The following is a 25,271-nucleotide window of genomic DNA, read 5'->3' on the forward strand; positions in this document are numbered from 1 at the left end:
CGCCACCTGTCATAAAACCGGGTCATCCGGCCCGCGCCGCCGCCGACGAAGGACAGCCCATGCCCCGATCCCGCCTGTTTCGCCACCTTATGGCCTCCACCCTGCCTGTGGCGATCATCGCCGGCACCCCCTCGGGCATCGCGCTGGCGCAGCCCGCGCAGGTCATGAACAGCTATGGCCTGCCCGGCGGTGTCGATACGCCTACCGCACAGCGCCTGCCCGACGGCACCCTTGGCGCGACGATTTCCAAATCCGACTATGCGCAGCGCAACAATGTGGTGTTTCAGGCCATGCCGCGCCTGACCACCGTGCTGCGCTATTCCCGGATCGAGGGCGTGGGCGATCACAACGATCTGGGCCATATCTGGGACCGTTCCTTCGACCTGCGCTTTCAGGCGCTGGACGAAGACCGCGACGGCTGGCGCCCCGCCGTGGCCATCGGCTTGCAGGATTTTATGGGCACCGGGGTCTATTCCGGCGAATATATCGTTGCCACCAAAACCCTGACGCCACGGCTCAGCGCCTCGGTCGGGGTGGGCTGGGGCACGCTGGCGGGCAATCCGCGCACGCTGGATGTCGATGACGAAGGCGGCAAGCCGCGCGTCGATGACTGGTTCCGGGGCAGCGCCAAGCCCTTTGCCTCGGTCGCGTGGCAGGCCAATGACCGGCTGACGCTGGTGGCCGAATATTCCAACGACACCTATCGCGCCATCCACAAACGCGGCAACCAAAGCTGGGACATCCAGCAGGGCGACAAGGAACCGGGCAGCCACCTGAACTTTGGCGCTTATTACAATTTCGGGCGCGGCTATCAGGCCGGGCTTTACACCATCGGCGGCGACACCATCGGCGCGCAGTTTTCCTTTGCGCTGAACCCGCGCGAGGCACCCTACCCTTCGGGTCTGGAAAAGGCACCCGCGCCGGTCCGCGCCCGCCCGGCCCCCGCCGCCGACCCGGAAGGCTGGTCGGGGCAATGGGCCGCCGATCCGACCGCGCAGCCCGCGATCCAGACCGCGCTGGCCGATGCTCTGTCGAAAGAGGGGCAGTTGCTGGAAACCATGGTCCTGACCGGCAACCGGGCCGAGGTGCGCATCCGCAACCAGCGTTACATCCAGCAGGCCGAGGCGATTGGCCGCACCGCCCGGCTGATGACCCGCGCCCTGCCGCCCTCGGTGGAAACGCTGGTGATTACCTCATCCGCGAACGGGATGCCCGCCTCGTCCGTCACATTGCGGCGCAGCGATGTCGAGCGGCTGGAAAACACCGAGGCCGGGCAGATCGCCGCCGTGGCCAGCCTGACCGATGCCGTGCCCTATCCCGCCGGGCTGGTGCAGACGCCCGACCTGTTCCCCCGGCTGCGCTGGCGCGTCGGGCCGTATCTGGACATCGGCCTGTTCGATCCGCAGGAACCCTTGCGCTATGAGGCCGGGGCCGAGGCGCGGGCGCGTTACGAAATCACGCCGGGGCTGGTGCTGTCTGGCAAGATCCGTCAGCGCGTCATCGGCAATACCGACCAGCGCGGGCCGGGCATCCCCGGTCAGCGCGGCGAACATTACAGCGCCGACCAATACGAAGCCGATCCCTCGCTTGAGGTCACGCCGCAGGGGGTGCAGCGGGTGCGCTCGGATACGCGGATGTATACCGGCAACGACAGCCCCACGATCCCGGAACTGACGCTGGCCTGGTTCGCCCATCCGGCGCAGAACGTCTACACCCGCGTCACCGGCGGCCTGCTGGAACGCGCCTATGGCGGCGTGTCGGCAGAAGTATTGTGGAAACGGGTCGATTCGCCGCTGGCCATCGGGGTCGAGGTGAACCGGGTGCGCAAGCGCGACTTTGACGGGCTGTTCAGCTTTCGTGATTACGAAGTCACCACCGGCCATGTCTCGGCCTATTACGAATTCGCACAGGGCTATACCGCGCAACTGGATGTGGGCCGCTATCTGGCGGGCGACACCGGCGCGACCGTCACCGTCACCCGCGAGTTCGCCAATGGCTGGCGGATCGGCGCCTTTGCCACCAAAACCGACATGAGCGCCGAGGAATTCGGCGAAGGCTCGTTCGACAAGGGCGTGTCGCTGTCGATCCCGATCAGCTGGGCCACCGGCCAGCCGTCACGCAACCGCGCCAGCAGCACGATCCGGTCGCTGTCCCGCGACGGCGGCGCCCGGCTTGAGGTGCAGGACCGGCTGTATGACACCATCCGCGACAGCCATTCCGTGAAACTCTATGAAGGCTGGGGGAGGTTCTGGCGATGATCCGCGCAACCAAGATCGCGGTGCTGACCGCGCTGATCGGCCTGACCGCCGCGTGCAGCAACGAAAGCGGCGACGAATCCGGGGCCAGCCCCCTGGGCATTCTGGCGCGCACCGCGACACAGGCCGTGGCCGCGCGCCGGGCCTCCGAACCCGAACAGCCCGCCGCCCCGGCCCGCACGGCGCAACAGGCCGCCGCCGAGGCCTTGCGCGTCAACCCCGCACCGCTGATTCGCGCGGGCTTTGAATCGCTGGGCCAGACCCAGATCATGGCGATGACCGGCCAGAACGGGGCCATGCGCACCTATATGACCAGTTCGCAGCAGGCGCTGATCCTGCGCGGCGGGATGCTGTCGGGCACGCGCGGCTTGGGCAACGACCTGTCCGTGACCGAAGCCCGGACCGAGGCCCTGATCCGCGCCGGGCGGTCGGGCAGCGGCCAGCGGGTGCTGCGCATCTACAGCGGCGACGGGCTGGAACGGCCGTTGCAGTTCACCTGTCAGGTCGGGCCGGGTCCGGCACCCGGCGTCACCATCGAAACCTGCGACGGGCACGGCGCGCGGTTCCAGAACAATTATATCGTGCAGAACGGCCAGATCATGGTGTCGCGCCAATGGGCCGGGCCGGGGCTGGGTTACATCACCATCGAAACCCTGCGCCCCTGACAGCGTATCAGAAACCGGCCTTTGGGCCGGTTTTTTCATGCGGCAGGTGCAACGGGCCAGCTTAAGACGGCACTGCGTGACGGATTAGTTCTGGTCAGCGGTGCGCAGCGGACAATGACCCGCATAGGGGAGACTGGCGGAAATCTGGTGCAGAAATGTAAAAGGGCTGGCACAAGGCCAGCCCTTTGGAACCAGATCGGCGAACCGATCTGTATCCCATTATCAGCTGTCGTCGTCGTCCGAAGCAACGGCGGCGATGACACCCAGCAGCAGCAGGGCCGGGATCACCAGGCCGGGGTTGGTCGAAGCAGCACGCTCTTCAACAATAACCGGCTCGACTTCAACGACGGGGGCAACGTAGCCACCGGCCAGAGCCGAAGAAGCGGTCAGGCCGAGGGCGACGGCAAAAGTAGCAAATTTGGTCATGATCATGCTCCGTTTCTTTTGAAAGCTGCCGTTCCCAGCAACATCAAGCGGACACTTGCACAAAGCCGGACGCTTGAAAAGCGACTTTGGTCCGCCGCATCAGCCGCTTTCCGCCACTGTTGCATAATAGCCAGACCGCTTTTCACCCCATGCAGCGCCGCTGCGGCGCTTAACCCCGCCGCAACAGCGATCCGACAGCAAAGCAGATCGCGGCGGCCACGACGATCGACGGGCCGGCCGGCGTGTCCAGCCGCAGGCTGGCGGCCAGCCCTGCCACGACCGAAAATGCGCCGATGGCCGATGCGGCCAGCGCCATGGCTTCGGGCGTGCGGGTCAGGCCACGGGCCGCCGCCGCGGGCACGATCAGCAGCGCCGAAATCAGCAGCGCGCCCACGATGCGAATCGCCAGTGCCACCACCAGCGCCAGCGCCAGCGCCAGCACCAGCCGTTCAAAACGCGGGTCGATGCCCGACGACATGGCCAGCTCCTCGTTCACGGTGGCGCTGACCAGCCGCTGCCAGCGCCAGACCAGCAGCGCCAGCACCGCCAGCGACCCGCCCCAGATCCACGCCAGATCACCGCGCCCGACGGCCAGAATATCGCCGAACAGAAAGGCCGACAGATCGGTGCGCAGCCCCGGCACGAAACTGGCCGTAACCAGACCAAAAGCCAGCGCGGAATGCGCCATCACCCCCAGCAGCGTATCCATCGAATGCCCGCGCCCGGCCAGTGTCGTCACCACCAACGCCATCGCCAGCGCCACCCCCAGCGTGCCCAGATAAACCGACACACCAAAGGCAAAACTGATCGCCACACCTAGAATTGCCGCATGGGCAATCGAATCACCAAAATAGGCCATCCGCCGCCAGACCACGAAACAGCCCAAAGGCCCGGTCGCCAGCACCAACCCCAGACCCGCCAGCACCGCGCGGGCCATGAAATCGTCAAGCATGGGGCACCTGCGCGTGATCGTGAGGATAAGGATGGTGGTGGTGATCGTGGCCATCGTGCAGATGGTCGTGATCGTGGTCATGGTGGTGCTGATACAGCGCCAGCGTGCCCTCGGCCCCGGCGCCGAACAGGGCGCGGTATTGCGGCGCGCTGCTGACGGCCTGCGGCGTGCCCTCGCAGCAGACATGGCCGTTCAGGCACAGCACCCGGTCCGAGGCGCGCATCACCACCAGCAGATCATGGCTGACCATCAGCACCGCCGCGCCGGTGTCGCGCCGCACATCCTCGATCAGCTTGTAAAAGGCGACGATGCCCGGCTGATCCAGCCCTTGCGTCGGCTCGTCCAGCACCAGCAGTTGCGGGTCGGCCAACAGCGCGCGCGCCAGCAGGACGCGCTGGAACTGCCCGCCCGACAGTTGCGTGATCGGGCGCGGCCCCAGCCCCTCGACCCCGGTGCGGGCCAGCGCGGCCTCGGCCTGCGCATCGCTGACCCGGCGCGGCAGCGACAGAAACCGGCGCACGGTCATCGGGATCGCGGCGTCGATATGCACCCGCTGCGGGACATAGCCGATGCGCAGCCCCGGCACCCGCCGCACCTGCCCCGCCGCCAGCGGCATATGCCCCAGCAAGGCCCGGATCAGCGAGGATTTGCCCGATCCGTTCGGCCCGACCACGGTCACGATTTCACCCTGAGCAATGCTGAAATCGACGCCGCTCAGCACGCTGCCGGTGCCGTCGCTGCGCAGCACGGTCAGCCCCTCGGCGGCGATCAGCGGCGCGCTCATACCCCGGCCCCGGCGCAGGCGCTGCACTGGCCCAGCGCCTCGATGGTGCTGCGTTCGATGGCGAATCCCTGCGCAGCAGCGGCCTCAGCCAGCGCGGCGCGCACCTGCGGCGCATCCGATTCGGCCACGCGGTTGCAGGACCGGCAGATCAGAAAGGCCGGCGCGTGGTCGTGGCCCGGCGACAGGCAGGCGGCAAAGGCGTTCAGCCGCTGCACCCGATGCGCCAGCCCGTGTTCCACCAGAAATTCCAGCGCGCGATAGGCCACCGGCGGCTGTTTGCCGAAACCATCGGCGGCCAGCCGGTCCAGCACCTCATAAGCGCCCATGGCACGGTGTGATTCCAGCAGGATTTCCAGCGTCCGGCGACGGACAGGGGTCATCCGCGCGCCCGCATCCTCGGCGCGGGCGATGGCCGCCTGCATGGTATCGCGCGCGCAGGCGGCGTGATCGTGCGGAGCGAAAGGGTCGGCTTGCGTCATCGTTATATTATCACAATCAGCTTGACTTGTTACTTTGTAACCTATTCAACCCGGCCCACACTCACAAGAAGCCGAGACAACCATGCGCCTTTTTCCTGCGATCCTTGCCCTGACCTGCACCACCAGCGCCGCCCTGGCCGCGCCGCCCGCCATCGTGACCGACCTGCCCGTGACCGGATCGCTGGTGGCGATGGTGATGGGCGATCTGGGCGCGCCGCATGTGTTGCTGCCGCAGGGCGCCGATGCGCATGACTATCAGTTGCGCCCCTCGGATGCGGCGGCCTTGCAGGCGGCGGGCCTGCTGATCTGGGTCGGGCCAGAGATGACGCCATGGCTGAATCGCGCCGCCGGACAGATCACGCGCGGCAATTCGCTGGCCCTGTTGCAGGTTCAGGGCACGCATCGGCAGGATTTTGCGGCCGGCGGGCAGGATCACCCGCATGACGATCACAGCCACGACCACGACCACGACCACAGCCATGCCCACGATCACGGCCATGACCACAGCCACGATCACAGCGGCACCGATCCCCACGCATGGCTGGACCCGCATAATGCGCAGCTTTGGCTGGCAGCGATTCGCGATGCGCTGACCGCCGCCGACCCGGAAAACGCCGCAGCCTATGCCGCCAATGCGCAGGCCGCAGCCGCGCGAATCGAGGAACTGGACGCCCGGATCACCGCGCAACTGGCCCCGGTCGCGGGCAAGCCCTTTGTCGTCATGCACGATGCTTATGGCTATTTCACCGGGCATTATGGGCTGACACCCGCGATTCCGGTGTCTTTGGGCGATGCGGCGGCACCCTCGGCGGCGCAGATTGCGGCGATCCGGGAACAGATCGGCGCGCAGAACATCGCCTGCATCTTCCCCGAGCCGATCAGCAATCCCCGCCTGATCGCCGCCATCACCGAGGGCACGGCGATTCGCACCGGCGCACCGCTGGACCCGGAAGGCACGGCGCAGAATCAGGGCGCAGATCTGTATCCGGCGATGTTGGCGGGCTTGGCAGATGCGCTGGCCGGGTGCCTGGAATCCACGCCCTGACAGGCGGCAGAACGCCATGCAGATAAATCCTTACAAAAATACTTTGACATTCCAGACAGAATTGGTCAGTCTTTCACATAGACGCAAAAGGAGCCTGCCATGACTGTCCATTCCAATGTTGATTTTGCGCTGGCCAATCTGGCGGCGCTGCCCCAACACGATGCGAACGCACTGACGCGCGGGGGCAACCAGGCGCTGATCGTGCTGGGCGATCAGGTCTATACCCTGCGCATCACCCGTGCGGGCAAGCTGATCCTGACCAAGTAATCAGCCCCGCGGCGCCCTCGGCGGTTTCCCCTCGCCCCGAGGGCGCCCCTTGGGGCCGCCCGGCTTGGGACCGGCCCCTTTCGGACCACCAAAACGCGGCTTGCGCGGACCATCGCCATCTTCGCGACGTGGGCCAGAGCCGAACGCGCGCGGTTTACGCGGACCTTCACCATCCTCGCGGCGCGGGCCGTTTTTGCTCCAGCGGGGTTTGCGCGGGGTGTCGCCCTCGCTGTTACGCGGGCCGGCGAAATCACGGGGCTTGCGCGGGCGGTCGTCATCCTCGCGGCGGGGGCGGTCGTCGCCATAGGCGCGGGGTTTGCGGTCGCTGTCCAGCGGACGCGGTTTGCGCGGCCGGTCGCCAAAATCGCGGGCCCCATCGCCGTCACGGCGCGGGCCGGTGCCAAAGCTGCGCGGCTTGCGCGGGGCATCGCCGTCTTCACGGCGCGGGCGGTCGCCAAAGCGGGGCTTGCGGTCGCCAAAGCTGCGCGATTTGCGCGGGGCGTCGCCGTCTTCGCGGCGCGGGCGGTCGCCAAAGCGGGGCTTGCGGTCGCCATCCTCGCGCGGCGGGCGGTCGCCAAAGGCGCGCGGTTTGCGCGGGGCGTCGCCGTCTTCGCGGCGCGGGCGGTCGCCAAAGCGGGGCTTGCGGTCGCCATCCTCGCGCGGCGGGCGGTCGCCAAAGCGGGGTTTGTCGCCAAAGCGGCGGGCGGCGGGGGCTTCGTCTTCTTCGCCGGTCAGCAGGCCGCCCAACTGGTCGCGCAGCACGCGGCGCTTGATTTCGCGCACCTCGTTCGGCTCCATCCCGGTCAGGCGGAAGGGACCATAGGCGATGCGGATCAGCCGGTTCACGATCAGCCCGACATGCGCCATCGCACGGCGGATTTCGCGGTTCCTGCCCTCGCGGATGCCGACGGTCAGCCAGGCGTTCGCGCCCTGCTGGCTGTCCAGGCGGATCTCCATCGGGGCGAAATCCTCGCCGTCGATGGTGGCACCGCGGCGCAGGGGATCAAAGGTCAGCTCGCTTGGCTGGCCGTTCACGCGCACCCGATAGCGCCGCAGCCAGCCGGTCGCGGGCAGTTCCAGCCGCCGCTTCAGCTCGCCGTCATTGGTCAGCAGCAGCAGCCCTTCGGAGTTCAGGTCAAGCCGGCCCACGCTCATCACGCGGGGCAGATCGCGGGGCAGCGCGTCAAAGACGGTCTGGCGGCCCTTTTCATCCGATTCCGATGTGACCAGCCCGACGGGTTTGTAATACATCCACAGCCGGGTTTCCTGCGGCTCGTCCAGCTTTTTGCCATCGACCGTCACCCGGTCGGTGGGCAGAATATCCAGCGCCGGGCTGTTGATGACGGTGCCATTCACGGCCACGCGGCCTTCGACGATCATCCGCTCGGCCTCGCGGCGGCTGGCGACACCGGCGCGGGCCATCACCTTGGCGATGCGTTCACCATTGCTGGCGGGGCCGGTTTCGGGGGTATCGGGCGTTTCGGGGGTCTGGTCGGTCATGGCGAAATCTCCTGCGCATCGCTGCGGTGGTAAAGAACCTGCGTTACGCTTAACGCGCCACAAAGGAAAGCGTTTCCTTTCGTCGTTCACGCAGCCATGATCCGGGCCATGATCGACCGTCTTAACATGTTCATGGTTCTGGCCCGCGAGCGTCACTTTGGCCGCGCCGCCGAATCGCTGGGGATTACGCAGCCGTCGCTGTCATCGGCGCTGAAAACGCTGGAGGATCAGCTGGGCGTGCAACTGGTCCGGCGCGGCAGCCGCTTTCAGGGCCTGACGCCCGAGGGCGAACGGGTGCTGGGCTGGGCGCGGCGGATCGTCGGCGATGCCCGCGCGCTAGAGGCCGAGATGGCCGCCATGCGGCGCGGCATCACCGGGCGGCTGCGCATCGGCGTGATCCCCACCGCCATGCCGCGCATCGCCGCGCTGACCACGCCGTTTCTGTCCGCGCATCCCGATGCGGGCGTCACCATCCTGTCGCGGTCATCCGACGAAATCCGCGACCAGATCGCCGCGCTGGAACTGGATGCAGGCGTCACCTATCTGGAAAACGAGCCGCTGGGCCGGGTGCAGGTCCGCCCGCTGTATCGCGAAAGCTATTGCCTGATCGACCGGGGCAGCGGCACCGGACCCGCCGACTGGGCCGAGGCCGCCGCCCGCCCCCTGTGCCTGCTGACCCCCGATATGCAGAACCGGCGCATCGTATCGGCGCATCTGGCGGCACATGGCCCCGCCCCGGCCCCGCGCATCGAAAGCAATTCCATGCTGGCGATCCTGTCGCATGTGGCGACCGGCCAATGGGCAGCGGTTCTGCCCCGCGCGCTGGCGCAGGGCCTGCCGCTGCCTGCCGGGGTCCATGCCCGTGATCTGCCGGGCGCTGCGGGGCAGATGGTCGGCCTTGTCGTGGCCGACCGCGACCCGCAGCCGCCCATCGTCGCCGCGCTGCTGGAAGCAGGGGCGACGATTGACGATGGCTCAGAGGCGATAGACTAACCTTATCAAACTACCTGCAATTACAATTGCATTGCCTATCGTTGGTTGTTAATCTGATTCCCGAGGAACCAACCCGGACCGCAAGCACATGAGCCAGCACGTTGACGGCATCCCGTTTGACAGCGATGCGCAAGACCTCCTGACCACCATCATCGCCCGCCACAGCGGGCGCGAAGGCCCGCTGCTGCCGATCCTGCATGATGTTCAGGCCGAATGGGGCATGATCCCCGATGCCGCGCAGCCGCTGATCGCCGTCGCCCTGAACCTGACGCGGGCCGAGGTTTACGGCGTCGTCAGCTTTTACCACGATTTCCGCGACCACCCCACGGGCCGCCACACCCTGCGCCTGTGCCGGGCCGAGGCGTGCAAGTCGATGGGCGCCGATGCGCTGGCCGATCAGGTGCGCGCGTCGCTGGGGATCGACTGGCACGAAACCACGCCGGACGGGCGGGTGACGCTGGAACCCGTGTTCTGCCTTGGCCTGTGCGCCTGCGCGCCCGCCGGGCAGGTGGACGGGCAATTGCACGGGCGGCTGACCGCCGACCGGGTGGCCGATCTGACGGGGGGCATGGCATGAAGATCTACGTTCCCATCGACGCCGCCGCCCGCGCGCTTGGCGCCGATCAGGTCGCCCGCGCCGTCGCGGCCGAGGCCAAAGCCCGTGGCGAAGCCGTGCAGATCATCCGCAACGGCAGCCGGGGCATGGTCTGGCTGGAACCCTTGGTCGAGGTGGAACAGGACGGGGTGCGCATGGGCTTTGGCCCCATGACCCCGGATGCGGTGGCGCAGCTTTGGGATGGCGGCGATCTGGCGCTTGGCCCGGTTGACGATCTGCGCTGGATGCGGCTGCAAACCCGGCTGACCTTTGCCCGCACCGGCGTCATCGACCCGGTGGATTACGACGATTATGCCGCCCACGGCGGGCTAAAGGGTCTGCGCGCCGCGATCAGCGCCGGGCCTGAATCCATCGTGCAGACCATCACCGATTCCGGTCTGCGCGGGCGCGGCGGGGCCGGCTTCCCCACCGGCATCAAATGGAAAACCGTCGCGGGCGCGCCCGGCCCGCAGAAATACATCGTCTGCAACGCCGACGAGGGCGACAGCGGCACCTTTGCCGACCGGATGCTGATGGAAGGCGACCCCTTCTGCCTGATCGAGGGCATGGCCATCGCCGGCATCGCCGTGGGCGCGACGCAGGGCTATATCTATATCCGCAGCGAATACCCCGACGCGATCCGCGCCATGAATGACGCCATCGCCGCCGCCCGCGCGCGCGGCATGTTGGGCGGCAGCGTGCTGGGCAGCGGCTTTGCCTATGACATGGAGGTGCGCGTCGGCGCAGGGGCCTATGTCTGCGGCGAGGAAACCAGCCTGCTGAACAGTCTGGAGGGCAAGCGCGGCGTGGTCCGCGCCAAACCGCCCATTCCGGCGCTGCATGGCTTTCTGGGCCGGCCGACAGTGGTCAACAACGTCATCTCGCTGGGGTCGGTGCCGTGGATCATGGCGAATGGCGCGGCGGCCTATGCGGCGTATGGCATCGGGCGGTCCAAGGGCACGATCCCGCTGCAAATCGCCGGAAACGTGAAACACGGCGGGCTGTTCGAGATCGCCTTTGGCGTCTCCCTGCGCCAGATCATCGAGGATTTCGGCGGCGGCACCGCCTCGGGGCGGCCGGTCAAGGCGGTGCAGTCGGGCGGCCCCCTGGGCGCCTATTTCCCGCCCGCGCTGTTCGACACGCCCTTCTGTTATGAAGAATTCGCCGGGCAGGACGGTCTGGTTGGCCATGCGGGCGTGGTGGTGTTCGACGATACGACCGACATGCTGGACATGGCCCGTTTCGCGATGGAGTTCTGCGCCATCGAATCCTGCGGCAAATGCACACCCTGCCGCATCGGATCGGTGCGCGGCGTCGAAACGCTGGACCGCATCGCATCGGGCGACGAAACCGGCATCCCGATCCTGCGCGACCTGTGCAACACGATGAAATGGGGCAGCCTCTGCGCGCTTGGCGGGTTCGCGCCCTATCCGGTCTTGTCGGCGCTGAACCACTTCCCCGACGATTTCACCGGACGATCCGCCCCGCAGCAAGAGGCGGCGGAATGATAACCGGCCTGTCGCATATCACCCTTGCCTGCCGCGATCTGGACCGGATGGCCGCGAACCTGACCAGCGTTCCGGGCGCGCAGCAGGTTTACGACAGCGGCGACCGCAGGTTTTCGCTGTCGCGCGAACGGTTTTTTGTGGCGGGCGGGCTGTGGATTGCGGTGATGCAGGGCGATCCCCTGCCCGAATGCAGCTATAACCGCATCGCCTTTCAGATCGAGGATGCCGATTATGATCGGCTGTATCAGCGCATCCAGTCGCTTGGGCTGGAGATCCGTCCACCACGCCCAAGGGTCGCGGGCGAAGGCCGCTCGATCTGTTCTTATGATGACGACAATCACCTGTTCGAACTGCACACCGGAACGCTGGACCAGCGGCTGAACCATTACGCCGCGTCGGAGGCCGCATGAAAGACTTTATCATCCCGCCCAAGGAATGGACCCGCGACATGGGCACGCCCGCTGCGCATGGCGCGCCGGTCAGCCTGACGATCGACGGCATCGCCGTTACCGTGCCAGCGGGCACCTCGGTCATGCGCGCCGCCGCCGAGGCCGGGATCACCGTGCCGAAACTGTGCGCGACCGACAATATCGAGGCCTTCGGGTCGTGCCGGCTGTGCGTCGTCGCGATCGAGGGGATGCGCGGCACGCCCGCATCCTGCACCACGCCCGTAGCCGAAGGCATGGTCGTTCACACCCAAACCGACGAAATCGCCCGCATTCGTCGTGGCGTGATGGAGCTGTATATCTCCGATCACCCGCTGGATTGCCTGACCTGCGCCGCCAATGGCGATTGCGAATTGCAGGATATGGCGGGCGCGGTCGGCCTGCGCGAGGTGCGCTTTGACCCCGGCAAGAACCATTTTGCCACCCGCCAGAACGGCGAGGCCAACCCGGAATACCGGCCCAAGGATCAGACCAACCCCTATTTCACCTTTGACCCGGCGAAATGTATCGTCTGTTCCCGCTGCGTCCGCGCCTGCGAAGAGGTGCAGGGCACCTTTGCCCTGACCATCGAAGGGCGCGGCTTTGACAGCCGGGTATCGGCGGGGATTGCGGGGGATGACTTTCTGTCCTCGGATTGCGTCAGTTGCGGGGCCTGTGTGCAGGTCTGCCCCACCGCGACGCTGATCGAAAACAAGGTGATCGACATCGGCACCCCCGACCGCGTGGTGAAAACCACCTGCGCCTATTGCGGTGTCGGGTGCAGCTTTGACGCCCATATGCGCGGCGAAACCGTGGTCAAGATGGTGCCCAGCAAGGACGGGCAGGCCAACCGGGGCCATAGCTGCGTCAAGGGCCGCTTTGCCTGGGGCTATGCCACCCATGCCGACCGCATCCTGTCGCCGATGATCCGCGACCAGATCACCGATCCGTGGCGCGAAGTGTCGTGGGACGAGGCATTGGGCTTTGCCGCCGACCGGCTGCGGCAGGCGCAGGCCGATCACGGGCAGAACGCCATCGGGGTCATTACCTCGTCGCGCTGCACCAACGAAGAAACCTATCTGGTGCAGAAGCTGACCCGCGCGGTCTTTGGCAATAACAACACCGACACCTGTGCGCGGGTGTGCCATTCGCCCACGGGCTATGGGCTGCGGTCCACCTTTGGCACCTCGGCCGGGACGCATGATTTCGATTCGGTCGAGCAGACCGATCTGGCGCTGGTCATCGGCGCGAACCCGACCGACGGGCACCCGGTGTTCGGGTCGCGCCTGCGCCGCCGTCTGCGGCAGGGGGCGGGGCTGATCGTCATCGACCCGCGCCGCATCGACCTGCTGGAAACGCCGCATATGGGCACGGGCCTGCATCTGCCGCTGCGCCCCGGCACCAATGTCGCCGTCATCAGCGCGCTGGCCCATGTCATCGTGACGGAACAGCTGTATGACGAAGCCTTTATCCGCACCCGCTGCGACTGGGACGAATTCAGCGACTACGCCGCCTTTATCAGCGACAACCGCCATTCCCCGGAAGAAGTGGAAAAGCTGTCCGGCGTGCCCGCAGACCTGATCCGTCAGGCTGCCCGCGCCTATGCGGCGGCCCCGCGCGCCAGCATTTATTACGGGCTGGGCGTGACGGAACACAGCCAGGGATCGACCACCGTCATCGCGATTGCCAACATTGCGATGATGACCGGCAATATCGGCACCCCCGGCACCGGCGTGAACCCTCTGCGCGGGCAGAACAACGTGCAGGGGTCGTGCGACATGGGATCGTTCCCGCATGAATACCCCGGCTATCGCCATGTCAGCGACCCGGAAACGCGGGCGCTCTATGAACAGGCCTGGGGTGTGCCCCTGTCGGATGAGCCGGGCCTGCGCATCCCCAACATGTTCGATCAGGCTTTGGCCGGGCGGTTCCGCGGCCTGTATTGTCAGGGCGAAGACGTGGTGCAATCCGATCCCGACACCCGCCATGTCACCAGCGCGCTGAAGGCGATGGACATCGTGATCGTGCAGGATCTGTTCCTGAACGAGACCTCGAACTATGCCCATGTGTTCCTGCCCGGTTCCAGCTTTCTGGAAAAGGACGGCACGTTTACCAATGCCGAACGCCGCATCAATATGGTGCGCCGCTGTATGCCGCCCGCCCAAGGCTATGCCGATTGGGAAATCACGCAGATGCTGGCCAACCGCATGGGCGCGGGCTGGAGCTATACCCACCCGCGCGAAATCATGGATGAAATCGCCGCGACCACGCCCAGCTTCGCGGGCGTCAGCTTTGACCTGCTGGACCGGGTGGGTTCGGTGCAATGGCCCTGCAATGATGCCGCGCCGCTTGGCACGCCCTTGATGCATGTCGATGGTTTCGTGCGCGGCAAGGGCCGGTTCATCAATACCGAATATGTCGCGACCGAGGAACGCACCGGCGCGCGCTTTCCCTTGCTGCTGACCACCGGGCGGACGCTGACGCAATACAACGTCGGCGCCCAGACGCGGCGCACCGGCAACACCGCCTGGCACCCCGAGGATATGCTGGAAATTCACCCGCATGACGCCGAAACACGCGGGGTGCGGGATGGCGATTTCGTGCGCCTCACCTCGCGCGCGGGGGATACGACGATGCGGGCAAAGATCACCGACCGGGTGGCGCCGGGCGTGGTCTATACCACCTTCCACCATCCCGATGCACAGACCAATGTCGTCACCACCGACAATTCCGACTGGGCCACCAACTGCCCGGAGTTCAAGGTGACGGCTGTGCAGGTGTCGCCCTCGAACGGGCCAACGGAATGGCAGAGCGACTATGCCGCCCATTCCCGCCTGTCGCGCCGCATCCTGCCTGCGGCGGAATAACGGATGGAGGATCACGCCGCCGCATCCGCCCAACCGGCGGCCCCGCGCCGCTGGCAGGATGGTGCGTGGATCACCGGCGACGCCCCGCCGCCGCCAGCGGAATCGCCGGTGGCCATCGTGATCGACGGGCAAAGTCAGGCGGTGCTGATGGCCACACCCGCCGATCTGCATGATCTGGCCGTAGGCTTTGCCCTGACCGAAGGCATGATCGCCAGTGCCGCCGATGTGCAGTCGTTCGAACAGGTCGCCGTGGAAACGCGCGGCCTGCCGGGGGCCGAAGCGCGGCTGTGGCTGCGCCCTGGCATCGCCGCCGCCCTGTCGGAACGACGCCGCAAGATGCTTGGCCCGGTCGGCTGCGGGCTGTGCGGGATCGACAGCATCGAACAGGCGCTGCCCGAACTGCTGCCCGTGACCAGCGCTTTGCGCATCACCCCCGCCGATATTCAGGCAGCCATGGCGGCGCTGAGCGCGGGGCAGATCCGCTGGCGTCAGACCCCCGCCATCCACGGTGCCTGTTTCTGGCACCCCGCCGCCGCCCCCACCGTGCGCGAGGACGTGGGCCGCCATAACGCGCTGGACAAGGTATCGGGCGCGCTGGCCCGCGACGGGCGCACCGGGGCGGGCGGGGTGATCGCCATGACCTCGCGCCTGTCGGTTGATCTGGTGCAAAAGGCGGCGCGGATGCAGGCCGCCGTGGTCATCGGCGCATCGGCCCCGACGACGCTGGCGATCACCTGGGCACAGGCGGCGGGCATCACCCTGATCGGGCGCGCGCGCGGCACCGGCTTTGACCTTTACACCCACCCCGAACGACTGAAAGGCTGACCCATGGCAGACAAGCTGATCCGCATGGCCACGCAGATTGCCGATTTCTGGCGTTACCAGCCGGGACAACCGGAACGGGCCGTGGCCGAACATATCAACGATTACTGGTCCTATCAGATGCGACGTGATTTTCTGGCCGCGATCAAAGGGCAACCACAGGCCGATCCGGTGGTTCAGGCCACCGCCGCGCTGATCGACCTGCCCGATCACGACACCGCTGCCTGACAGCCTGCTGCGTTGCAATCGCGGCCAGCCCGCCGCATATATGGCGCAGCAGCAGCGGAGCGGTGGATGACCTATCTGGATTTCGAAAAACCTCTGGCCGACATCGAAGGCAAAGCCGAAGAATTGCGCGCAATGGCCCGCAAGGGTGAAGGCGCGGTCGATGTGGAAAAAGAGGCCGCCGCGCTGGACAAAAAAGCCGGCGACATGCTGCGCGATCTGTATAAATCGCTGGACCCTTGGCGCAAAACGCTGGTGGCGCGCCACCCCGACCGGCCACATTGCGGCGCCTATATCGACGCGCTGTTCACCGAATATACGCCGCTGGCAGGCGACCGCACCTTTGGCGACGACCATGCGGTGATGGGCGGGCTGGCGCGGTTCCACGACGCGCCCTGCGTGGTGATCGGCCATGAAAAGGGCAATGACACCAAATCGCGCCTGACCCATAATTTCGGCATGGCCCGGCCCGAAGGCTATCGCAAGGCGATCCGGCTGATGGACATGGCGCACCGCTTTGGCCTGCCGGTCATCACGCTGGTCGATACCCCCGGCGCCTATCCCGGCAAGGGCGCCGAGGAACGCGGCCAGTCCGAGGCGATCGCCCGCTGCACCCAGAAATGTCTGGAAATCGGCGTGCCGCTGGTCTCGGTCATCATCGGCGAGGGCGGATCAGGCGGGGCGGTGGCCTTTGCCACGGCCAACCGCATCGCCATGCTGGAACATTCGATCTATTCGGTGATCTCGCCCGAGGGCTGCGCCTCGATCCTGTGGAAAGACAGCGAACGGATGCGCGACGCCGCCGAGGCGCTGCGCCTGACCGCGCAAGACCTGCACAAGCTGGGCGTGATCGACCGCATCATCGGCGAACCCATGGGCGGCGCGCAGCGCGACCCGGTGGCCGCGATCACCGCCACTGGCAAGGAAATTGCCGCGATGCTGAGCGATCTGAAAGGCAAGAAACCGGCCGAGCTGATCCGCGACCGGCGGCAGAAATTCCTGAACATGGGCAGCTCTGCGCTGGTCTGACGACCGGCGCGCCCACCCCCAGACCGGCGAATCATCTTGGCCGCGTGGGTGCGGTGCCTTGGGGTTGCGCTGCAAATACCCGTCAGGGTTGAAGTTAACGCTCACATTAAACTGAACAGACCTGTATTTTTCGACAGGTCTGGCGGGAATTTTTCGCCTGCCCCTTTCCTTCATGCGCGGAATTCTGCTTATTCCCGGCCTCTATCTTGATGCACAGTTTTGAAAGAGTCCCACCATGTCGCTTACGCGAGCCATCGCCGCAGCCACGCTGCTGACCGCCACCTCTGCCCTGTCGGCTGCTGCCGCCACCTATATTGAACCCGGTGTGACCACCGTGCAGGTTCAACATGCCGGACGAAACGCCAATGCGGTGAACAACGCGGCGGGCCAGTATCTGAACATGGGCATCAACTATAACACGCGCAACACCGACACCGGCCTGCCGACCAATCAGTCTGGTTCCCGCACCGGGACCGCTGTCGGTGTCCGGCTGATCGACGTGGCGCTGAGCGCGACCGAAACGCTGGCGCAGATCCCCGCCATCTGCATCGAGGTCGCTCAGGGTTTCTGGAACCCCCGCAACACCCAGACCTATCAGGTCCGCAGCACGTTTTATAACGATGAAACCCAGTCCTATCTGGGCAAACTGGCGCATCTGGCATGGGATCAGATGATCGAGGTGACGCAAAAGGTTGCCACCAACGCGCAAGAGGCGACGGACAAGGCCGTTTACGGTGCCGCCTATCAATTGGCCGTCTGGGAACTGACCCATGAAGGCGTGGCGGGCGGTCTGGACGTGACCACCGGCTCGTTCAACGCCACCGGCAGCGCGGCAAACGTGCAGGCAGCCCGGACGCTGGCAAACGAATGGCTGACCACGATCAAGGCGGGCGATTATGACGGTTTCCGTCAACTGACCTATCTGCACAACAGCATGTATCAGGATCTGATCGTCGATCTTGAGCCGCCCTACGTTCCCCCGGTTGACCCGCCGCAGCCCGTCCCGGTCCCTGCCGCCGGCCTGCTGCTGCTGGGTGGTCTGGGTGCATTGGGCGCGCTGCGCCGCCGCCGCAAAACCGCCTGATCCTGTTCCGCACGACACAGGACACGCCCCTGCCCATTCTCGGGCGGGGGTTTTTCGTATCACCACATGGTCTGCGCGGCCCGGCCCGGCCAGGCGGCATCGTAATCCGGCCCGCCGACCGCCCCGGCGGTCATGCCCGCCAGGATCTGCCCCAGCGACGGCAGCCCGGCGCTGTCATCCGCACCCGACCAGATCGCCGCCCGCATCATCGCACGGGCGCATTGGAAATAGACCTCGGCAATCTGCACGACGATGACAACGCGCGGTCCCTGACCACCCCGGTCAAAGCTGGCGCGCAGTTCGGCGTCATCCGATCCGCCACCTTGCGCAGCGAAGCCGGGCCGGGCTGGCCGTAGATCGCATCCAGATCAGCCTCGGCCAGCCACTTCATCCGCGAAACCCGGCCTCGGCCATCAGCCGGTCGGAATTGCCTTCGATCTGGTTTTCCAGATCGGCCATAAAGGTCACGCTGTCGGTGCCGGGGGGGATGACGGGCAGGAACTCGACCACCGCGCGGCCCGGCCGGATGCCCCAGCCCTTGCGTGGCCAGAACAGCCCGGTGTTCACCGCAACCGGCACCACATCCAGCCCCGTCGCCGCACGGATCGAGGCGACGCCGTGCTTATACGCCTTGCGCTGCCCCGGCAGGGTGCGCGTGCCCTCGGGGTAGATGATAAGCTGACCCAGACTGCGTTCGGCGATCCGTTCCGACACCCGTTCGGAAATCGCCGTCATCGCATCCTTGCCGCGTGAACGGTCGATGGGAATGCAGCCGACCTTATAGGCATACCAGCCCATGATCGGCACGCGCATCACCTCGCGCTTCATGATAAAGGCGCGGCGGGGGACGGCGTGGGAAATCACCATGATGTCCCAGAAGCTTTGATGCTTTGCCGCCACGATGCAATCATGCGTGGGCGGCGTGCCACGCACCTCGGCGATCAGGCCCAGATAGACGCGCGCCGACCAGACCACATGCCCGATCCACACGGTCGAGACGCGGATCGCCCCCTCGCGCCCGCCGGTGGCGACCTTGAACAGCCCCCAAAAGCCGATCAGGATCGTGGCCAGCGCGATATGCAGATAAAAGGCGACGTTGCGCAGATATTGCACAAAGCTCAGCGGGCCGGGGGTGGGGGAATGGTTGCTCATCGCACCTCTGCCAGCATTTTCAGCGCCGCCCAACGGGTGGCGAAAAAGCCTACGCCCGCCGCCACAGCCGGGATCAGCAGCGGCAGCAGCCAGCCCCAGCCCCGGAACCCCAGCCCGGTCAGGAACCCGCCCGATGCCTGCATGTCGGGCAGCAGGGCAATGGCGATCATCCCCAGCAAGGTGCCCGCCGCGGCACCAAGGGCCGCGCGGCGGGTAAAGCGGCTGACAAAGGCCCCGGCAATGGTGATGTCGCGCGCCCCGATCAGCCGCAGCACCCGGATCACCTGCCCGTTGGCCGCCAGCGCCGCCTTGGCCGCCAGCGTAATCATCGCCGCCGCCGCCGCCGCGATCAGCCCCAGCGACAGAATGCCCAGCATGTTCAAGCGGCTGGCGGCGCTGACCAAGGGCCGGCGCCATTCGCTGTGATCGTCCAGCACCGCATCCGGCGCCTCGGCCTCTAACCGCAAGCGCAGGCCCTGCGCGTCGAAACCGCCGCTGATCGGCACGTCGATCAGGCGCGGCACCGGCAGGGCATCGACCGGCACATCCGGGCCGAACCACGGGGTCAGCAGCGCCGCCACTTCGTCATCAGGCAGGATGCGCGGATCACCCAGACCGGGGGTCTGGCGCAGCACCTCGATCGCGGCGGCGGTGCGCGGTTCAATATCGGCGGTCGAGGCGCTGATGCGCACCGTCACCGACTCGGCCAGTTCGGATGACCAGCGGTCGGCCAGCCGCCCGGTGGCCAGCGCAAGGGCCAGCGCAAACACCGCCAGAAAGGCCATCGCCCCGGCCGAAAACACCGTCAGTTGCGCGGTAAAGCCGGTCGGCGGCACGATCCGGGCGGAAATGCCACCCTCGCCACGGGTCATCGTCTGCCACAGGGCACGCAGGTTGACGCTGCGCAATTCGGGGCGGGACAGCGGATTTTTCATAGGTCGGCCCCCGCCTGCGCGACCCGGCCCCCGGCAATACGCAGCACCCGCGCCGCAACCTGCGCCTTGGCCGCGCGGATCAGGTTCAGATCATGGGTCGCGACCAGCACCGCCTTGCCCGAGTGGTTCAGCTCGATCAGCAGTTGCAGCAGGCGCATCGACATATCCCAGTCAAGATTGCCGGTCGGTTCATCCGCCAGCACCAGATCGGGCGACAGGATCACCGCCCGCGCCAGCGCCGCGCGCTGCCGTTCGCCCCCCGACAGCGACGGCGGCAGCGCCCGCGCCTGCGGGCCAAGCTGCACCCAGCCCAGCAGATCCTTCATCGCCTGCATATCGACCGGCTGGCCCGAAACGGTCAGCGGCAGGGCGACATTTTCAGCCAGCGGCAGGTGATCCAGAAACTGCGGGTCTTGATGCACCACGCCCACGCGCCGCCGCAGCGTGGCGATACCGTCGCGCGACAAACCGCGCATATCCTGCCCGAAGGCCGTCATCTGCCCCGAGGTCGGCAGCAAATCGGCATAACACAGCCGCAGAAAGGTGGTTTTCCCCGAACCGGACGGGCCGGTCAGAAAATGAAACGATCCCGGCGCAAGGGTCAATGTCATGCCCGACAGCAGCTCGCCCTTGCCGGGATAGCCGAAACCGGCCTCTTGCATTTCGATCACGCGCACCTCCTTGCGCCCGCTTGGAAGACGGGCCTGCGCTTGATAGAACAGCACGACGATGAATGCGAGGGTCGGATGGGTGAATTACGGTTGATCTGCCCCGGTTGCGGTGCCGAATACCAGTTGGACGAGGGGCTGATTCCCGCATCCGGGCGCGAGGTGGAATGTTCCGCCTGCGGTCGGATCTGGCGCCAGCCAGCCAGCGGCGCGGCAGAACCGCCGCCGCCCGCTGCCATGCCGGTGCCCGCGCCCACGCACGATTACCGTCGTCGCGACCCCATCGACTTTGTGGTGTCGCGTCGTCTGGCGGGCCATGACAAGACCACGCCTCCGACCGGCAGGCCCGCCCCCCCGGCGCAACCGGCCCCCGCGCCGATGCCGCGCCTGAACCGCCCCCTGCCCGCCGACGTGCTGTCGATCCTGACCGAAGAGGCCGCGCGCGAACGCGCCGCCCAGGCGGCAGAACGATCCGCCGCCCCCGCGCTGACACCAACCGACTGGCCCGCAACAACTGTCACCATCACCCCACCCCGGCCACACGCTCCCGCTGCGGAAGCTGCGGAAGCTGCGGAAGCACTTCTTGTTTCACCGGCCCCGTCAACCCCGGTTCAGGGTGCCGCACCCCTGCCCACCACAGCGACCACCGAGCAGTCACACACCACCGCAGCCACGCCCCAAAGCCCCGCCCGCAAACCGGCTGATGACACAGACCCAGCCGCACCCCGCCACCATGGGCGCGCCGGATTTATCTGCGGCCTTGCAGTCGCGGCGGTCTTGCTGGCGCTTTATCTGGCGGCGCCGATGGTGTCGCCCGAAAGCTCTGCCGGGCAAGCCCTGCATCAATGGCGCGAGATCGCAGATCACGCCCGCAACTGGCTGGCCGGGTTGTTTTAAGCGGAGCGCCCCTGGGCTGACAGCCACCGGAATAAGCCGGGCGGCATCACCCGCCGCAAAACGAAGGGCATTCCGGTCGGCCTTGCTGATTTGACAGGCTGTCAGCCCTGCCATTCGCCTGACGTCAGCAAGCCCCGCTTTTCAAACGCCCCGGTATGGGCTGACATGCCACCAAACCCGGCACGATAGCCCCATTCCAAGCGCGGCTCTGGCCCGCCACCGCCCCAATGCCTGTAAAATCGCGTCAAGCGGACGCCAAGGCAGCGCAATCATGCCCGCCCTATATTTCTGAACCACGCAACCGGATCGCCGCAGCGTTTACCCTTCGCGGAAAGCGCGGTTGAAATAATCGGACAGCGGCTTGACCAGATAGCTTATCGGACTGCGCTCGCCGGTTTGAATGAAAACCTCGACCGGCATGCCGGGGATCAGTGACAAACTGCCCAGCTTGGACATCTCATCCGGCGGAATCGTCACCTCGGCGCGGTAATAGGACATGCGCGTCGCCTCATCCACGACCGCATCGGGCGACACGCGCGACACCTCGCCGTCGATTTCCGGGGTGGTGCGCGAACTGAAGGCCGAAAAGACCAGTTTCACCTGCTGCCCCGGATGCACCTCGTCGATGTTGATCGGCGAGATACGCGCGCCGATCACCAAGGGCCGGTCCTGCGGCACCAGATACATCAGCGGTTCCGCCGGGCGGATGACCGAACGGGGGGTGCGCACCTGCAATTCATGCACGACACCCGACACCGGCGCGCGGATTTCCAGACGCGCGATCTGTTCGGTCAGGCTGCGGCGACGCTCGGCCAGTTCCAATTCGCGATAGCCCTGATCGCGCAGCTCGGTTTCCGCCGTCTCGCGTCGGGCGGCGGTCAGGCGCAGGCTTTCGATGCCGATTTCGGTGCGGCGCGTTTCCGCCTGCGCCCGCGTGGCGTCGATTTCACCGATCTGACCGTCCAGCCGCGCCGCTTCACGCTCCAAGGCCAGAACGCGCGGTGCCTGCGCCAAACCCTTTTCCAACAGCGACCGCTGATCCACCAGTTCCTGTTCCAGCAATTCGCGTTGACGGGTCAGGGCTGCTTCTTGCGCGTCCAGGCCGTCAATCTGCGCGGCAACCTGTTCGGATTGCTTGGTCAACTGATCCAGCGACTGGGTGATGGTATCCGTGCGGGCGCGGAACAGGCTTTGCTGCCCATCCCTGAGCGCCTCGACCTCGGCATCGGTTTCGGCGGCGGCGATCAGATCGGGGGGGAAAGCGATCTCGGTCGCATCGGCGCGCTCGGCCTCGAGCCGGCCACGGCGGGCCAGCAATTCGAAATACTGGCTTTCGACGATGGCCAGTTCGGTTTCCAGCAAGGCACCATCCAGCCGGATCAGAGCCTCGCCCGCATCGACGCTTTTGCCTTCTGTGACCAGAATTTCATCGACGATACCGCCATCCAGATGCTGCACCACCTGACGGCTGCTTTGCAATTCCACCTGCCCGCTGGCGACCACCGCGCCCGAGATGCGCGACATCACACCCCAGCCGCCAAAGCCGACGAACAGCACCAGAATCGAGATAATGCCCAGCATCAGCGGGCCACGCACCGGCCACCGCTTGGCCACCGCCTCGCGCGAGTCGGGTTTGGCCGGGTCGCCGGGCGGGTTCATGCGTGGCATCGGCGCGGGTTGCACCGGCTTGGCGGCGGGGGCGGTTTGCTGTGCTGCCGCCGGGGCCGGATTGGCTGCGTTCGCAGGCGATGCATCGGCGGACGGCGGATTGGCCCCGGCAGATGTCGCCGGGCCGGATGCCGGTTGCGCCGCCGCCTCAACCTTGGGCTGAGCCGCTGCCTGATCGTCGCGAATGGGGGCCAGCCGCGACAGATAGTCGGCCGCCGGGCGCTTGTCCTGTCCGCTCATGTCACGCCTCCGCTTTGGCCACCTTCTTGTGCCTGCCGGATCTGATCGGCATTCTTGACCATGGATTTCAGCACCTCATCGCGCGGGCCAAAGGCGCGGCGGTTGCCCTGATCCAGCACCAGCAGCAGTTCACATTCCGAAATCGCCGCCGGGCGATGCGCCATGATGATAACAGCCCCGCCCCGCGCCTTGATCGAGCGGATCGCCTGATTCAGCGCCTCGGACCCCTGATTGTCGAGGTTCGAGTTCGGTTCATCCAGCACGAACAGCATCGGATCAGGATAGAGCGCGCGCGCCAGTCCAACCCGCTGAATCTGCCCGCCCGACAGCCGCCCGCCCGCCTGCGTCACCGGCGTGTCATAGCCCTTGGGCAGGTCCAGAATCATCTGATGCGCCGCCGCCGCCTGCGCCGCGGCCACCACGCGCTGACCATTCGGTTCAGGCGCAAGCCGGGCGATATTTTCGGCGATGGTGCCATCGAACAAAGTCACGGTCTGCGGCAGATAACCGATCAGGTTGCCCAGCACGTCCTGATCGTATTGATCCAGCGTCGCGCCCCCCAGCCGGATCGAGCCGCCGGCAATCGGCCAGGCGCCAATCAGCGCGCGCGCCAGCGTCGTCTTGCCCGCGCCCGAGGGGCCGATAACACCGATCGCCTGCCCCGGCCCGACCGAAAAGCTGACCCCGCGCAACGTCGGCTGGTTCTGGCCGGGCGGCACCACGGTCAGGTTGCGCACGTCGATCTGCGCGGGCGGGCGCGGCAGCGGCGTGCGTTCGGGTTCCGGCGGGCGGCGGCTGAGCAGCTTTTCCAGCCGCCCCCAGCCATCTTGCGCGCGCTGAACCAGCGCCCATCCGCCGACGATCTGTTCAATCGGGGCCAAGGCCCGGCCCATCAGGATCGAGCTGGCAATCATCGCCCCCGGCGTCAGTTCCTGCTGCAACACCAGCCACGCACCGGCAGCCAGCATCGCGCTTTGCAGAAACAGGCGGAAGGTGCGGGAAAACACGGTAAAGGCGGTTGCGCGATCCGTGCCGCGCAGCGAATGGGCCGTCGCCTCGTCCCGCGCGACGCGCCAGCGGTGAAAGGCCGCCTTGCGCATCCCCAGCGAACCGATCAGTTCGCCTTCGTCGCGATACAGGTCTGACATGCGATCCGCCGCCTGCGCCGAGGCCGCGCCGCGTTGCAGCGGCTCGCGGTTGATCCATTGGTTCAGAAAGGTGGCGCAGACCAGAATCACGCAGCCGATCATCGCCACCACGCCCAGCAGCGGGTGGAAAATGAACACAGCCCCCATAAAGATCGGTGCCCAGGGCAGGTCGAACATCGCCATCAGCACGGGCGAAGAAATCAGTTGCTGCACCGATTGCAAGTCGCGGGTGCCGCCCTTGGCCACAGCCTCGCTGCCGGTGGCGATCCCGTCTTCCAGCGAGGCGGCAAAGACGCGCGATTCCAGCCGCGACTGAAACCGCGTCGCCAGGCGGTTCATCACCCGGCTGCGCGCGACATCCAGCAAGCCCATCAGAACAAACAGAAAAACCACCAGCGCGAACAGCGCGGTCAGCGTTTCCACCGAACGCGACCCCAGCACGCGGTCATAGACCTGCATCATGAACAGCGGCCCGGTCAGCATCAGCAGGTTCACCGCCACCGAGAAAAGCCCGACGAAGCCCAGCATCCACCAGCCTTCGGCCCGCGCCTGCCTGAGTTCCCTGCTGCCGTCATACATGCCCGGTGCCCGTGCCATGCCTGTCTGCCCTGCCTTGTTCTGCGGGGAATCGCCACCCCGTCA

25 protein-coding genes are annotated in these 25,271 nt (G+C 66.5%); 14 read left to right on the forward strand and 11 right to left on the reverse strand.

What is annotated here, in order from left to right; translation table 11 throughout:
* Positions 1-59: 59 nt before the first annotated feature.
* A complete protein-coding gene (locus tag Q4G14_RS03855; RefSeq protein ID WP_303360404.1) occupies positions 60-2,258 on the forward strand; it encodes a YjbH domain-containing protein in 2,199 nt (732 codons plus the stop codon).
* Positions 2,255-2,920, forward strand: coding sequence for a YjbF family lipoprotein (locus Q4G14_RS03860; RefSeq protein ID WP_303360405.1), 666 nt, complete (start codon positions 2,255-2,257; stop codon positions 2,918-2,920). The genes Q4G14_RS03855 and Q4G14_RS03860 overlap by 4 nt, the downstream gene beginning before the upstream one ends.
* Before the next feature lie 222 nt (positions 2,921-3,142).
* Here the strand turns inward: Q4G14_RS03860 and Q4G14_RS03865 are convergent, their stop codons facing one another.
* The 4 genes from Q4G14_RS03865 to Q4G14_RS03880 form a co-directional block, all read right to left on the reverse strand.
* Positions 3,143-3,352 (reverse strand): hypothetical protein, encoded by a 210-nt coding sequence (locus Q4G14_RS03865; protein WP_303360406.1) that lies wholly within the window; start codon positions 3,350-3,352, stop codon positions 3,143-3,145.
* Between the two features lie 163 nt (positions 3,353-3,515).
* The gene (locus Q4G14_RS03870; RefSeq protein ID WP_303360490.1) at positions 3,516-4,298 is read right to left on the reverse strand and encodes a metal ABC transporter permease; all 783 of its coding nucleotides are present in this window, start codon (positions 4,296-4,298) and stop codon (positions 3,516-3,518) included.
* On the reverse strand, positions 4,291-5,082 hold the full coding sequence (locus Q4G14_RS03875) for a metal ABC transporter ATP-binding protein (protein ID WP_303360407.1): 792 nt from the start codon (positions 5,080-5,082) through the stop codon (positions 4,291-4,293). The genes Q4G14_RS03870 and Q4G14_RS03875 overlap by 8 nt, the downstream gene beginning before the upstream one ends.
* The gene (locus tag Q4G14_RS03880) at positions 5,079-5,504 is read right to left on the reverse strand and encodes a Fur family transcriptional regulator (protein ID WP_303360491.1); all 426 of its coding nucleotides are present in this window, start codon (positions 5,502-5,504) and stop codon (positions 5,079-5,081) included. Before Q4G14_RS03880 ends, Q4G14_RS03875 begins: the two co-directional genes overlap by 4 nt.
* 139 nt (positions 5,505-5,643) lie before the next feature.
* Between Q4G14_RS03880 and Q4G14_RS03885 the strand changes: the two genes are divergently transcribed.
* Positions 5,644-6,606 (forward strand): zinc ABC transporter substrate-binding protein, encoded by a 963-nt coding sequence (locus Q4G14_RS03885; RefSeq protein ID WP_303360408.1) that lies wholly within the window; start codon positions 5,644-5,646, stop codon positions 6,604-6,606.
* A 99-nt stretch (positions 6,607-6,705) separates the two neighbouring features.
* Entirely contained in the window at positions 6,706-6,873 is a 168-nt protein-coding gene (gene hemP, locus Q4G14_RS03890) for a hemin uptake protein HemP (protein WP_303360409.1), read from the forward strand.
* On the opposite strand, the gene Q4G14_RS03895 is transcribed toward hemP, so the two are convergent.
* Entirely contained in the window at positions 6,874-8,373 is a 1,500-nt protein-coding gene (locus tag Q4G14_RS03895; RefSeq protein WP_303360410.1) for a pseudouridine synthase, read from the reverse strand.
* Positions 8,374-8,481: 108 nt separating this feature from the next.
* On the opposite strand from Q4G14_RS03895, the gene Q4G14_RS03900 reads away from it, so the two are divergent.
* The 9 genes from Q4G14_RS03900 to Q4G14_RS03940 all read left to right on the forward strand — a co-directional run bounded on the left by Q4G14_RS03900 (position 8,482) and on the right by Q4G14_RS03940 (position 17,921).
* Complete coding sequence (locus tag Q4G14_RS03900) at positions 8,482-9,366, forward strand: LysR family transcriptional regulator (protein WP_303360411.1); 885 nt, start codon at positions 8,482-8,484, stop codon at positions 9,364-9,366.
* A gap of 88 nt (positions 9,367-9,454) precedes the next feature.
* On the forward strand, positions 9,455-9,943 hold the full coding sequence (locus tag Q4G14_RS03905; RefSeq protein ID WP_303360412.1) for a formate dehydrogenase subunit gamma: 489 nt from the start codon (positions 9,455-9,457) through the stop codon (positions 9,941-9,943).
* Positions 9,940-11,469 carry an NADH-ubiquinone oxidoreductase-F iron-sulfur binding region domain-containing protein gene (locus tag Q4G14_RS03910; RefSeq protein ID WP_303360413.1) on the forward strand — a complete coding sequence of 510 codons (1,530 nt, stop codon included), beginning with the start codon at positions 9,940-9,942 and terminating at the stop codon, positions 11,467-11,469. The genes Q4G14_RS03905 and Q4G14_RS03910 overlap by 4 nt, the downstream gene beginning before the upstream one ends.
* Positions 11,466-11,879, forward strand: a complete 414-nt coding sequence (fosX, locus tag Q4G14_RS03915; RefSeq protein ID WP_303360414.1) for a FosX/FosE/FosI family fosfomycin resistance hydrolase — start codon at positions 11,466-11,468, stop codon at positions 11,877-11,879. Before Q4G14_RS03910 ends, fosX begins: the two co-directional genes overlap by 4 nt.
* A complete protein-coding gene (gene fdhF / locus Q4G14_RS03920; RefSeq protein ID WP_303360415.1) occupies positions 11,876-14,761 on the forward strand; it encodes a formate dehydrogenase subunit alpha in 2,886 nt (961 codons plus the stop codon). The genes fosX and fdhF overlap by 4 nt, the downstream gene beginning before the upstream one ends.
* 3 nt (positions 14,762-14,764) lie before the next feature.
* Positions 14,765-15,586, forward strand: a complete 822-nt coding sequence (gene fdhD, locus Q4G14_RS03925; protein WP_303360416.1) for a formate dehydrogenase accessory sulfurtransferase FdhD — start codon at positions 14,765-14,767, stop codon at positions 15,584-15,586.
* Between the two features lie 3 nt (positions 15,587-15,589).
* A complete protein-coding gene (locus Q4G14_RS03930; protein WP_303360417.1) occupies positions 15,590-15,811 on the forward strand; it encodes a formate dehydrogenase subunit delta in 222 nt (73 codons plus the stop codon).
* 66 nt (positions 15,812-15,877) lie between these two features.
* Positions 15,878-16,837, forward strand: a complete 960-nt coding sequence (locus Q4G14_RS03935) for an acetyl-CoA carboxylase carboxyltransferase subunit alpha (RefSeq protein WP_303360418.1) — start codon at positions 15,878-15,880, stop codon at positions 16,835-16,837.
* Between the two features lie 235 nt (positions 16,838-17,072).
* A complete protein-coding gene (locus tag Q4G14_RS03940; protein ID WP_303360419.1) occupies positions 17,073-17,921 on the forward strand; it encodes a VPLPA-CTERM sorting domain-containing protein in 849 nt (282 codons plus the stop codon).
* A gap of 59 nt (positions 17,922-17,980) precedes the next feature.
* On the opposite strand, the gene Q4G14_RS03945 is transcribed toward Q4G14_RS03940, so the two are convergent.
* From Q4G14_RS03945 to Q4G14_RS03960, 4 genes are all read right to left on the reverse strand, one after another.
* Positions 17,981-18,169, reverse strand: coding sequence for a hypothetical protein (locus Q4G14_RS03945; RefSeq protein ID WP_303360420.1), 189 nt, complete (start codon positions 18,167-18,169; stop codon positions 17,981-17,983).
* 139 nt (positions 18,170-18,308) lie between these two features.
* Entirely contained in the window at positions 18,309-19,073 is a 765-nt protein-coding gene (locus tag Q4G14_RS03950; RefSeq protein WP_303360421.1) for a 1-acyl-sn-glycerol-3-phosphate acyltransferase, read from the reverse strand.
* Positions 19,070-19,945, reverse strand: coding sequence for an ABC transporter permease (locus Q4G14_RS03955; RefSeq protein ID WP_303360492.1), 876 nt, complete (start codon positions 19,943-19,945; stop codon positions 19,070-19,072). The genes Q4G14_RS03950 and Q4G14_RS03955 overlap by 4 nt, the downstream gene beginning before the upstream one ends.
* A 59-nt stretch (positions 19,946-20,004) precedes the next feature.
* The gene (locus tag Q4G14_RS03960) at positions 20,005-20,679 is read right to left on the reverse strand and encodes a cell division ATP-binding protein FtsE (RefSeq protein WP_303360422.1); all 675 of its coding nucleotides are present in this window, start codon (positions 20,677-20,679) and stop codon (positions 20,005-20,007) included.
* 75 nt (positions 20,680-20,754) lie between these two features.
* On the opposite strand from Q4G14_RS03960, the gene Q4G14_RS03965 reads away from it, so the two are divergent.
* Positions 20,755-21,573: a zinc-ribbon domain-containing protein gene (locus Q4G14_RS03965; RefSeq protein ID WP_303360423.1), complete on the forward strand. Its 819-nt coding sequence runs from the start codon at positions 20,755-20,757 to the stop codon at positions 21,571-21,573.
* A 318-nt stretch (positions 21,574-21,891) separates the two neighbouring features.
* On the opposite strand, the gene Q4G14_RS03970 is transcribed toward Q4G14_RS03965, so the two are convergent.
* The gene (locus tag Q4G14_RS03970) at positions 21,892-23,154 is read right to left on the reverse strand and encodes an HlyD family type I secretion periplasmic adaptor subunit (protein ID WP_303360493.1); all 1,263 of its coding nucleotides are present in this window, start codon (positions 23,152-23,154) and stop codon (positions 21,892-21,894) included.
* Between the two features lie 323 nt (positions 23,155-23,477).
* The gene (locus Q4G14_RS03975) at positions 23,478-25,226 is read right to left on the reverse strand and encodes a type I secretion system permease/ATPase (protein WP_303360424.1); all 1,749 of its coding nucleotides are present in this window, start codon (positions 25,224-25,226) and stop codon (positions 23,478-23,480) included.
* Between the last annotated feature and the right edge of the window lie 45 nt (positions 25,227-25,271).

It is taken from the genome of Paracoccus sp. (in: a-proteobacteria), assembly GCF_030538755.1.
Taxonomy (GTDB): domain Bacteria; phylum Pseudomonadota; class Alphaproteobacteria; order Rhodobacterales; family Rhodobacteraceae; genus Paracoccus.